9 protein-coding genes are annotated in these 11884 nt (G+C 37.8%); all 9 read left to right on the top strand.

The window, feature by feature from the left end; all coding sequences use genetic code 11:
- Positions 1-22 precede the first annotated feature (22 nt).
- The 9 genes from DFQ02_RS12940 (at position 23) to DFQ02_RS12900 (ending at position 11824) form a co-directional block, all read left to right on the top strand.
- Positions 23-484 carry a hypothetical protein gene (locus DFQ02_RS12940; RefSeq protein WP_147297783.1) on the top strand — a complete coding sequence of 154 codons (462 nt, stop codon included), beginning with the start codon at positions 23-25 and terminating at the stop codon, positions 482-484.
- The gene (locus DFQ02_RS12935) at positions 468-1418 is read left to right on the top strand and encodes a fibronectin type III domain-containing protein (RefSeq protein WP_116524869.1); all 951 of its coding nucleotides are present in this window, start codon (positions 468-470) and stop codon (positions 1416-1418) included. The genes DFQ02_RS12940 and DFQ02_RS12935 overlap by 17 nt, the downstream gene beginning before the upstream one ends.
- Positions 1415-1903, top strand: a complete 489-nt coding sequence (locus DFQ02_RS12930) for a hypothetical protein (protein ID WP_147297782.1) — start codon at positions 1415-1417, stop codon at positions 1901-1903. Before DFQ02_RS12935 ends, DFQ02_RS12930 begins: the two co-directional genes overlap by 4 nt.
- 5 nt (positions 1904-1908) lie before the next feature.
- On the top strand, positions 1909-2415 hold the full coding sequence (locus tag DFQ02_RS12925) for an OmpH family outer membrane protein (RefSeq protein ID WP_116524867.1): 507 nt from the start codon (positions 1909-1911) through the stop codon (positions 2413-2415).
- Between the two features lie 85 nt (positions 2416-2500).
- The gene (locus tag DFQ02_RS12920; RefSeq protein ID WP_147297781.1) at positions 2501-3103 is read left to right on the top strand and encodes a hypothetical protein; all 603 of its coding nucleotides are present in this window, start codon (positions 2501-2503) and stop codon (positions 3101-3103) included.
- Positions 3104-3110: 7 nt separating this feature from the next.
- Positions 3111-8642 carry a hypothetical protein gene (locus DFQ02_RS12915; RefSeq protein ID WP_147297780.1) on the top strand — a complete coding sequence of 1844 codons (5532 nt, stop codon included), beginning with the start codon at positions 3111-3113 and terminating at the stop codon, positions 8640-8642.
- 12 nt (positions 8643-8654) lie between these two features.
- The gene (locus DFQ02_RS12910) at positions 8655-10640 is read left to right on the top strand and encodes a hypothetical protein (RefSeq protein WP_116524864.1); all 1986 of its coding nucleotides are present in this window, start codon (positions 8655-8657) and stop codon (positions 10638-10640) included.
- Between the two features lie 6 nt (positions 10641-10646).
- Positions 10647-11366, top strand: coding sequence for a hypothetical protein (locus DFQ02_RS12905; protein ID WP_147297779.1), 720 nt, complete (start codon positions 10647-10649; stop codon positions 11364-11366).
- A gap of 5 nt (positions 11367-11371) precedes the next feature.
- The gene (locus tag DFQ02_RS12900; RefSeq protein WP_147297778.1) at positions 11372-11824 is read left to right on the top strand and encodes a hypothetical protein; all 453 of its coding nucleotides are present in this window, start codon (positions 11372-11374) and stop codon (positions 11822-11824) included.
- The last annotated feature ends 60 nt before the right edge of the window (positions 11825-11884 follow it).

Genomic DNA, 11884 nt, shown 5'->3' with positions numbered 1-11884 from the left:
AATTGGCTTTGTCCTGTTATTTATGGCATCTTACAAAAAGACCTTTAGACACACCTTAGCTGCCAAAAAAGAGCTTAGTATGGTCACCAAGCAGTTATCGGATAAGGACAATACTGCCCATGAACTTTATAGCCTAAAACACGACGTTAGGCATTTGGATAGGCTTATTGGAGGTCAGACCAAAAAACCGGAACAGGTACAACAACGATTGATTGATTTTATTTCAAAAAACAAATTCAATGTCAATATTGTGGGCATTGAAGATGTCCATCTTTTTGCAGATGATGATTTCTTGATCCATTCCAATCAAATAGAATTAGAGGGAGCTTATAAAGATTTGGTTAAAACCCTATACGATATTGAGAAATATTTTAAGTATTCAAGGGTAGCAAGCACCCGCTTATACAGTAAAAAAAATTACAGAAATAACACTAAAATGCTTTTTTTAAAAATAATATTCCAGAATTATGAAAACAATAAATAGTATTGTGATACTAAGTCTGTTGGGGCTTATCCTGTCATGTGACGATATTTTAGAAGACGAAATTACGGACGATAACATCCAGATTGTCTTTCCTCTGGAAGGAAACATCATAGAAGGTAATGTGGTTCAGTTTTCATGGCGCCCAATAGAAGGGGCAGACAATTACCGTATCCAGATCATTAAAAGAAATCAAGTTTTGGAAGTTGATTCCTTAATCACGCAAAACACCTTTCAATATACACTTAACCCCGGAACGTATCAGTGGCGTGTTAGGGGAGAAAACTTTGCTTACCAAACCGCATTTACGTTTCCAGTTGTTTTTTCATCAGTAGCCTCAGATGATTTAACTGATCAAAGTATCGTGCTTTTATCACCATCAGAACAAATCTACACTAATAATATCATCAATTTTTTCTCTTGGGAAAAACTTGCAAATACAACTTCCTACAGGTTTGAATTAATTAAAAAATTAGCAGGGGAACAAACCATATTTCAAGAAACCAATATAACAACCGAAAATATAACAGTTAAACATAGTCTTTTCGATGAAGATGCCGAATACATTTGGAAAGTAAAAGGACTTAACGAATCATCGGAGACCAATTATTCGCAACGGTCCGTTTTTTTAGACACAGAGGCTCCCAATCAACCTTCGCTAACCTCACCTTCAGATCAAGATACCCTCACGTCTTCTGTTAGTTTCAATTGGACCAACGGTACAGATCCGGGTAATGTTAATTCGGCTATTACAAACAGTATCGAGATTAGTTCCGATGCAAACTTTAATACTATAGTCCATTCAGAAGATACAACAAACAATACCGTACAGTATGATTTCAATACTACAGGTACATTTTACTGGAGGGTAAAAGCAAAAGATGCAGCAAACAACCAAAGCGACTACAGTAATGCTTGGTCCATAACCGTTCAATGATGAATAAAAGATATCTCAATACAGCTTTAATGGTACTCTTGGTCATTGTATGGGGAGCCGTTATCTATAAGTTTTTCGGAAAGAAAAAAACTGTTATGACATATCAGGATAGCGGCTTTGTTTCAAATAACAACATGGATTTTACTTTTTCAAAGGATACCTTTCAATTGGAACTGCTAAATGAAGACCCCTTTAAGGCTTCAAAACCTTTTTCTAGACCAAACCCTATAAAAGTAGCTAAAGTAAAATCAACATCCGTTTCAAAACCCAGTTCTAAGAAACCAATAACCTGGCCTACAATAAGCTATCATGGTTTTGTAAAGGCCAATGGCAATGCTACCAAGCTGATTGTTTTAAAAATAGACAATACATTATATAGAATCCGAGAGAATGAAACCATTAATGCTATAAAGCTTATTAAAGCCTATGATGATTCCTTAAAGATTGCTTTCAACAAAGACCAAAAAACAATTAAAAGACAATAAGTATTATGGATAAAAATAAGTTACACACTACAATAAATTCGATTTTTATTTTAGCCATTGCCGCATTTGGTATTATTTATTATTTGACCAACACTAACGAGCACATTGTTTATGTGGATTATGCCAAACTTTTTAATGGATTTAATATGACCAGGGACATTTCAGCTGCCGAAAAACAAAAAATGGAAATACAACGTAAGACGCTGGATAGTTTATATACCGTATTGCGGTCAACAAACCATACCGAAACGGATTCCCATAAAAACCTACAGCAGGAAATCGCACAAAAAAGTAAGGCCTACCAAGAAGCACAAAATACCTCTTATCAGAATTTAAATTCCAAAGTCTGGGACAGGCTCAATACCTATGTCAATGAATATGCAAACCATAAAGACCTAAAAATAGTTTTGGGTGCTAATGGCAATGGTAATGTAATGTTTGGAAAAACGGACTTGGATATTACCGATGACCTATTAAGATATGCCAACGAAAAATATGAGGGTAACATTTAGGGTATTGACCTAAACAATTAGGGGAAAAAACCCAGTCCATATTTGAGTGTGTTATGTAGTTTTAAGAACTATTAACACTAAATTTATGAGGGCTATTAATAGGGGGATTTTCCATTTACCTTGTTTTGGGATTTTAATGTTTTTATTGATTTTTTCATGTAAAAAATCAACCAACATTACCGCCCTACCAGAATATCGGTTCTTTAACTTGGATCAGTACAATTGGAAGTCCAAACGGGTTAACCAATTTGTCAATGATATCAACTACACGGCCACCGAAGTTCCCCTGCAATATTACCTCCTAAAACACCATCCGAATGATCACAGGAAAGTTGATTCTTTGTCTAAAGTCAATGCCGAAGAGCGGATCGTTGAAGTGGAGTTCCAGCACGTTAAAAAAACAGACCTGTTGCTTTCGGAGCACACCAATAAAACCTACGAAGATGCTGTAAAGTATATGGCATTTAATATGGAAAGGGACTTTACGGTAGTAACGACTTCCAACGATACCATTCCTTGTTCCGGGTTTCATTTTGAACGCAACTTTAAGTTGGCACCATTTAAAAGGTTGCTGCTCTATTTTAACGATATACCTGCAAATGATAATATTAAGCTCGTATACCAGGACCATCTGTTCGGTAACGGCATCATCAAATTTAACCTTAAAGATATACCTCTAAAACTATAATAATCTCATGATCCACAGAATTAAAACCAGTAAGTTTACAAAAGTTATCGCTTCGTACATGGCCATACAATTGATATTGACCACGGTACAGCCTTCAAATCTTTTTGCTCTAGGCGGTGGACCTGCACAACCTGAATTCAATGCCTTTACACCAATCGGTACTTCAGATATGGTGGACTTGGCATCCGGAGATTTCAATTACAACATCCCTATCATGGACATAGGTGGCTATCCCATTAATTTGGCATACAATTCTGGAGTCACCATGGACCAGGAAGCCTCTTGGGTAGGTTTGGGCTGGAACCTTAACGTAGGACAAATCAATAGACAAATAAGAGGGATTCCTGATGATTTTGATGGCACAAAACTAGATACCATAAGGTATGAAAACAATATAAAGAATAACATCACCGTTGGGGCATCCCTTAAATTACACCCTGCTGTTGCGGGTAAGGATTTAGGGTTGAGTTTAGCAGGAGCCAGTTTAGGTGTAGAATATAATAATTACCAAGGATTGACCTTTAAACCTAGTGTTGGATTAAGCTATCAGATGTCGGATAAAGTTTCTGTAGGTATGAACCTATCCACATCTACCACACAGGGAGCTACTGTTCAACCGAGTTTAAGTATCGGTGAAACACTAAAAGACAGTGAAGGTAATAGATTAGGTTTTACTCCTAATTCCAGTTATGGTCTGTCCCTTAACTCTAGACAAGGTATTACAAATTTAACTATTAATAGAAGTAATTCAGGTATAGCAATTAACAAAAATAGGGAAAGTGCTTTAGGAGGTTCTGGAAGTATTTCGGGAAGTTCTAACTCAACGCTATTATTCGCAGATAACACGTTTACACCAACAAAAAGACCCCCCTACTTAAATACAACAATAGGCTTCAATGCAGCATTAGGCACTGAAATTACGTTTGGAGAATTTCAAGGCGAAATCTATGGTTATGCTTCGGTTCAAAAAATGAAAGATAAAGTTACAACTGAAAAAGTATTTGGATATGAACATACCGAGAAAGCTTCAAAACATGATGTTTTGGATTTTAATAGGGAAAATGACAGATCACTAAGCCAGAACACCACCACCTTACCCATTCCAAATTACACCTATGATGTTTATAGTATTAATGGGCAAGGTATTGGCGGCTCATTTAGACCTTTTAGATCGCAAGTAGGTTATGTATTCGATAAGTATGTTAAGGATTTTAGTAGTGATACATCCTTGGGCATAGAGTTTGGCACCGGGAATTTGGTAAAATTAGGAGCCGATTTTAAGTTTTCACCTTCCATTTCGTCTACTGGTCTTTGGGAAAACGGAAATAGGGCAAGACGTAATTATACAGAGCAATTAAACGGAAATGCTGTTGACTATGAAAACGTATATTTTAAAAATATTGGTGAAACCAATGTAGATAGAGAGTTTCAAAATGTATTTATCAATAAAATGGGGGGCTATCAACCGGTTCGTATTGGCATTGGTGGATTTATGCTGGATAAAAAAACCATACCCAACAAGTACTTTATGGGTGTGGACAACCCTGCTAATATTGATCCATTAACCCCTACGTCCACCTTTTCAAAAATTAAAAGAGATCAAAGGCTTGTTAGAAAACAATCTATTCTAAAGTTGACCAAAGACGAACTTTTAAACATTACCAACAATTATACGACGGAAAATAAGCCTAAAATCAATACCCTGGCAAAGTCACATCATACAACGGCTATTTCCATATTTAATGAAGATGGATCTACTTACCAGTATTTTCAACCACTATACAATACAAAAAAAATAGAAGCTACTTTTGCTGTCGACGCTAAAAATTATGACTGTGAATCAGGGTTAGTCTCTTATTCGGGTAAAGAGAGTTCAACGAAGAATGAAAGTGGAAGGGATCATTTCTTTAATAGGGTTAGCACTCCGGCATACGCACACACCTATCTCCTTAGCAGTGTATTATCTTCAGACTATGAAGATTTGACTGGTAATGGTCCGACGGATGATGACTTAGGGTCTTATACCAAGTTTATTTATAAAAAGACCAATAGTAATTATAAATGGAGAGTGCCGGTGGAATTAAACACGGCGACTTTGAACGAAGGTTTGAACTCCCTAAGCAAGGATCAGACAGGTAGTTATACCTATGGTGAAAAGGAATTAATGTACATAGATAAAATTGAGACCAAAACGCATGTGGCTATTTTCAATACCAATGTTAATAGAAATGATGCCTTAGGGGTATCAGGAGAAAATGGAGGTGCAAATTTAGGCAATAGAATGCGTAGGTTAAGCCGAATAGAACTTTATTCCAAACCAGAATATAAAGAAAGACAATCGTACTTAGAAGATAATGACAACAGCAACAATCACTTAGCATCTTTAATTAAACCTATTAAAACGGCTCATTTTGTATATGATTATTCATTGTGCAAAGGGGTTCCCAACAGTGTAAACTCGAATACTGGGAAACTAACCCTAAAGCAGGTATATTTTACGTACAGGGGCTCGAACATGGGAAAGTATACGCCCTATGAATTTACCTATGAAAAAGAATTCAACATCAATGGTCAAATCGTAAACAATAACCCCAATTATGACATTAAGGGCTACAATTTATGGGGAAACCACAAAGACAACGATGGCAATTGTGGCATTTTTGGTGAAACAACCAATTCGGAATTCCCATATGTGGAACAGGATAAAGCCATGGAGGATATCAATGCTGCAGCCTGGTCATTAGTTAAAATAGGTCTGCCCTCTGGAGGTACTATTGATGTGGACTATGAATCGGATGACTATCAATATGTGCAAAATAAAAAGGCCCTTCAGATGTTCAAACTTGTCGGAGCTACAGATGGTATTGATTTTCAAAATGCCAATGATAAAACACTCTATTCTTCAACAAAAGAGATAAGTCATATTTATATCGAAGTCGATGAATTGATCAGTGCCCAAGACTTTATTGATCGCTATGTTGGTGATTTACAAAATGAGGTCATATACTTTCGCTTTTTAATGAATATGATCAAGAATACCAGCTCTAAATACGATTATGTAACGGGGTATTTTAAACTAGATAGCGGCTACAGCATTCAGCAAAATACAACGGAAGGGACGACACTTGTTGCTATACCCGTAAAAAAAGTAAGCATTGGAGACAGCGGACTAGAAGTTAATCCTTTCTCCAAAGCAGCTTGGCAGTTCGCCAGAACATATCTTAACAGGTTGGCCTATAGTCAAAATGGTTCTGAAGACAATTTTAGTGTCGCCGGCATTATGGACGATATTGTTTCCCAATTAAAGAACATCACTGAAATTTTTCAAGGCCCCAATCGCTATTTAAGAAACCAAAAGTGCGCCAACTCATTTGTCCCCAATAAATCCTGGATAAGATTACAAAACCCCAACGGTAAAAAACTGGGAGGTGGCGTACGCGTTACCAAAATAGAAATGAATGATGAATGGGATGTCATGACGGATAATGATGATAACCCCGTATACAGAATGAACTATGGTCAGGAATATAACTATGAGACCTTGGATGGCAAATCCAGTGGTGTTGCAGCTTACGAACCACAAGGCGGCAAGGAAAACCCCTTTGTTGTTCCATTTGAAGATTATGACTTGAACAGACTTTTGGCACCCTCCGATAAAAACTATGTTGAAGGGCCATTGGGATCATCGTTCTTTCCCGCTCCCCGGGTAACCTATAGCCGTGTTACCGCAAAGAACCTGGATAGAACACAGGAAGATAATGGGGTGGTTACAGCACAGGTAGGGAAGCACGCTACAGGTATGGTCGTCAACGAATTTTATACCTCCAAGGATTTTCCAACCATCGCAAAGCATACCATGATCGATGACCACTATAATGAAATAGGAACCGGGATAACCGGTGGCATTGCCTCTTTTTTCAACCTAAACGTATACCAGGACAGGCACTTGGCATTATCGCAAGGATTCACAGTAATCACTAACGATATGGACGGCAAACCAAAATCGCAACGGGTTTACCCTGAACGGTCAGAGGGAAATCAGGACGCCATTTCTGCCGTTGAATACATTTACCATACAAAAACCAATGGTGAATTGGAAAATGAACTTCAGGTCTATGACAAAAATGGTACAACCTCTAAAGAAACCATAGGAGTCCATTATGATGTGGTCAATGATTTTAGGACAAGTAGAAGTTTGGTAACGAGTTTTGGCGCCGATGGCAATCTTGCTATAGCCATATTTGGATTATTTCCAGTTTTTGCTCCTTCCATCAACAATATAAACTTTGCCTTCCACAGAAATACCATGCGTAGTGCCGCTACAACCAAAGTGGTCCATAAAACGGGGCTTCTAAAAGAAAAAATCGCCTATGACCTGGGGTCATCGGTATCGACCAAGAATTTGGTTTACGATGCCTTGACAGGGGAAGTTTTATTAACGGAAACCACGAACGAGTTTAAGGAGCATTACTACAATTTTAACTATCCTGCCTATTGGGCCTATAACGGTATGGGACAGGCTAGTAATAATCTCGGGATGAAAACCGATATTACATACGACCCCACATACCATTATCGGTTTGCAACAGATAATGCCAATACCTACCTAATAGATGGAGATGAAGTTTGGAGCACGCCTACGGACACTAAATATTGGGTGGTGAATGTAGGGAAATATGGTTATAATTCCTTTGACCTTATGGATAGCAACGGTGTGATTATATCAAGTCCTGAAGAGTCTATTAAGGTCTTAAGGTCGGGATACAGAAACTTCCATACAGCTTCCATGGCTTCGGTCACCACAATGAAAAACCCATTGACTGATGGACTGGGCATATACCAAAACATTGATAATAACACCCTTAATTCCAATGACTGGAACACCTATAGAGTCGTTAATACCAATGCCGTAAAATACAGTGATGCCTGGCCATCACAATGTGAATGTAGCTTACCTAAGATTTCCATTGATGCCAATGAAAATGTTGTTGTCCACAACGGTCAGGACTTCAATCCGTACCGCTATAACGTAAAAGGTGATTGGAGGGCCAAAAGTTCTTATGCCTATTTAACGAGTCGTGAAAACGGAAGCTTGGATCCCAACCCAAGAAATACTGGTTTTTTATCCAGTCATACACCTTTTCATCGCTATAATGGCAATTGGTATACGGAAACCAATGATCCTGCCTGGACCTATGCCTCTGAAGTAACGGAGTACTCCCCTTATGGTGCCGAACTGGAAAATCAGGATGCCCTTGACCGGTACTCTGCTGCCCAATATGGGTTTAACTATACATTCCCCTTGGCTGTAACATCCAATTCAAGATACCAGGAAATGGGATATGATAGTTTTGAAGATGTCGATACCCAATGTGAAGACGGACATTTCAATTTTAAAAAGCGAATTGCCAATTATGGCGGTGTGGAAGTATCAAAAGATGAATCCCATTCCGGTAGGCAAAGCATAAAGATTAAACCTAATAATATAGCAGCCATTGAAAGTAGAATTGTGCCTTGTGACACGCTTTCCGGAAACTAAAATATATACGCCATGATTTCTAATAAAACGATAATACATCTTTTCTTTATTCTAGCAGTATCCTTTGAGGTTAAAGCACAGGAAACCGTTAGCGATGCTCAATTGGGGTTTAATGAAGACTATTTAAGGAAAGCTTATTCAGATGAAGGGTTCGATCAGAACAAAATCGATGAATTGATACAAAAAAAGCGTTTGGCCTTTTATAAATCTCATTTAAGAAAATTAAAAACCAGTTTAGAATCTACCTCTGAAAATGAAAGTACGGCCATAGCCCAAAAAAGTAGCCTAACGCTAGCAAAGTCTTCGGCATTGGTTGCTAACGATTCCTGTGTGAACATGGGATTTGAAGACGGCACCTTCAACGGTTGGTGTAGAAAAACAGGGTTTTATGATGGATACTCACAAGAAGGTGGTTATATAGTAAACTACAATATTGGTGGAACCTGTACTAATGATTCTATTTTTGACGATGCAGCCTATAATGTATATGATGTAGTCGTTTTAGAAGCTGACTCCATCACCATTGATACAATTTCTGTTTTATCATTATTGGATATACCAAACTATGTATATCCTATTGATACCATTCCCAGATTGGAGCTATGTGAAGACCTACGCTTTGAAATTGTGCCCAAAATACTTCCCGGAAATATCCCCAATGTTGATGAATATGGTATAGACCTATCCCAAATCCAGGGGGATTATGCCCTGAAAATCGGGAACGATTGTGTGAGGTGGCGTGATGAACGTATTGAACAGACCTTTATTGTTTCAAATGACAACCACATTTTTACCTATAACTACGCCGTAGTTTTAGAAGATACCGGAACCTGTGGGCATATCAGCTTTGAAAACCCTGAAAACGAAGACATTGAATACCAATGCAATGAAAGCAGTCCTCCAAATCCAGCCCATGTAATTAAAATCCATGATAAACCTTATTTTACGGTTTATTTGGAAATTAACGGTGCTAAGATTGAATGTTCTGAATATTTGATTTTTGGGGACAGTCGGGTTTTTGATTTCATTAATTCCGGTGCCAATGGCAGATCCATGTTTATTAAGCAATGGGAGGAGAATTCCCTAGACCTTTTAAAATTTGTCAATGTAGGTGATGAAGTTACCGTTGTTGCTGAAGTTGGTGATTGTGGTCTCGGTGGACATTCAGGATATGCCTATTTTGAGGCCTCCTGTGGTAATGCTGGTGGCAGTGTCCAAATAACGGCTTCAGATGTCAGAACCTGTGTTGGTGAGGAAATACAGTTCAATTCTATCGGAGGTTTTGGTGATTACTTTTGGACCGTCTACGATAATAATAACGGAACCCCGCTGGCAACATTTTTCGATACCGACTCCATATCCTATACTTACAATGAACCGGGACATTATAGGGTTACCTATGGCCTGCCCGATACAGGGACAACAGGTACGTGTGTTTTAAACGAATCGACCCTTTTTATAGATGTTGAAGATTGCAACAACCCCAATGAGGCCTGCGAATCCTGTGATTCCTTTAGTCCTATTCCCGGAGAAACGTATTGGTTGGGAGCTTGGGTAAAAGAAGAGCATGACGATCAGGTAATGACCTATTCCAATGCCGTGATAGATCTGGTGTTTTCCGATGCCAATAACGACATTATAAATACTCCTGTAAGGCTAACACCAAATGGTGATATTATAGAAGGATGGCAACGCATCATTGCAGAATTCACAATTCCTGCACAGACGGTGTACTTTAATCTAAACCTAATCAATTTAGATGACAAATTGCCCGTATATTTTGATGATGTAAGAGTACATACCATCAATGGTAATATGAAATCATTTGTTTATGACCCTGAAACCTACAGGCTCATGGCCGAACTGGATGAAAACAATTACAGTACGTTCTATGAGTATGACAATGAGGGCGGCCTGGTTCGGGTGAAAAAAGAAACCGTTAAGGGCGTTATGACCATTCAGGAAACCCGTTCTTCCAATACCAAAACACACAATTGATCGATCATGAGACTTTTTATATTATCCATATTATTCCTTTCGCTCTATAATAACGGCTATTGCCAAACCGTGGAACGTATTTTGGCTTCCTGTGAAACCCAGCTAGACTCAAATACCGAGTTTCATAATAAAATGACCTATACACTTTTTAAAAGTCACACCGATAATGAGGTTATTGAAAAGATGTCCGGTGTAAGTGCTAAAAAGAAAGACACCTATTATTCGAAAATTGGGCCGACCGAATTCATTTTCAGTCCGTTACTGACACTAAAAATAAGCAATCCAGAAAAGGCAGTGGTAATAAGTAACCCAACGTTTAACGAAAACCTGTTTAATGTTCGGATAACATCAAAATTGCTTGAACATTTTAATGCCCAACAGGTTATAGACCATGAAGGGTTTTGGGAATGTATTCTAGACCCAATAACAAATGATAGCCCATATTCGAAATACATTATCCATATTTCGAAAAAGGATTACCGATTACTCCGGCAAATCCTGTACTTATCAGATCCTATATTGTATAAGGACAACAATGGCAATCCCTTCAATGAACCCCAACGTTTAGAAATAGCGTTTTCAAAACGATCCAAAACCGAACTTCCCAAGGATACGTTCGATGTAAACACCTATGTTCAATTAATAGACAATCAATATATCCCTAGTCCAAGAATTAGTGGTTATAAAATAATAAATGCGCAAACAAAAACAATATCAATAAATTAAACAATATGAGGCCGTTATTCCTATTTATGCTATTATTTATACAAACTGCATGGGGGCAAATCTCCATGAGTGATTGCATTTCTGTAACACAGGATGCCATATCCGATATTAAATCCGACAATTTGGAACAGGCCCTTGACCTGTTTAGGGTACCTTCAGAATCCATTGAGCTACAACTGGAAAAGGCCATATCCAATTATCTGGGGTGTCAACACAAAACTGAATTAAAAAACATCAATTCAAAAACAAAGGACCATTTCATTAATAAATGTGTTTATATGGACGATACTGGTGAAATACATTTAATGATTAGTTTTTACTATGAGATCGATACAGAAACGGCATTAATAGATAAGATTACTATTAAGGACAAATCCCATTTCCCTACGAAGGAAATTTTAGCTAAAAGAAAAAAAGGGGGACTTATTATAAATACGCCACCTCCAGTGAATAATTAGCTTTTAGGACATGCAGTCCTTAACATTTGGATGGTAAAACCTCCATTTTAAACTAATCTA

Source organism: Seonamhaeicola aphaedonensis (assembly GCF_003386195.1).
Classification (GTDB): domain Bacteria; phylum Bacteroidota; class Bacteroidia; order Flavobacteriales; family Flavobacteriaceae; genus Seonamhaeicola; species Seonamhaeicola aphaedonensis.
This window is presented reverse-complemented; position numbering and strand designations above follow the sequence as displayed.

What these genes read in the sequence shown, in the direction of transcription:
- DFQ02_RS12935 (WP_116524869.1), top strand. Translation starts at nt 468, where the DNA reads ATGAAAACAATAAATAGTATTGTGATACTAAGTCTGTTGGGGCTTATC.
- DFQ02_RS12940 (WP_147297783.1), top strand. Translation starts at nt 23, where the DNA reads ATGGCATCTTACAAAAAGACCTTTAGACACACCTTAGCTGCCAAAAAA.
- DFQ02_RS12920 (WP_147297781.1), top strand. Translation starts at nt 2,501, where the DNA reads ATGAGGGCTATTAATAGGGGGATTTTCCATTTACCTTGTTTTGGGATT.
- DFQ02_RS12915 (WP_147297780.1), top strand. Translation starts at nt 3,111, where the DNA reads ATGATCCACAGAATTAAAACCAGTAAGTTTACAAAAGTTATCGCTTCG.
- DFQ02_RS12900 (WP_147297778.1), top strand. Translation starts at nt 11,372, where the DNA reads ATGAGGCCGTTATTCCTATTTATGCTATTATTTATACAAACTGCATGG.
- DFQ02_RS12905 (WP_147297779.1), top strand. Translation starts at nt 10,647, where the DNA reads ATGAGACTTTTTATATTATCCATATTATTCCTTTCGCTCTATAATAAC.
- DFQ02_RS12910 (WP_116524864.1), top strand. Translation starts at nt 8,655, where the DNA reads ATGATTTCTAATAAAACGATAATACATCTTTTCTTTATTCTAGCAGTA.
- DFQ02_RS12925 (WP_116524867.1), top strand. Translation starts at nt 1,909, where the DNA reads ATGGATAAAAATAAGTTACACACTACAATAAATTCGATTTTTATTTTA.
- DFQ02_RS12930 (WP_147297782.1), top strand. Translation starts at nt 1,415, where the DNA reads ATGATGAATAAAAGATATCTCAATACAGCTTTAATGGTACTCTTGGTC.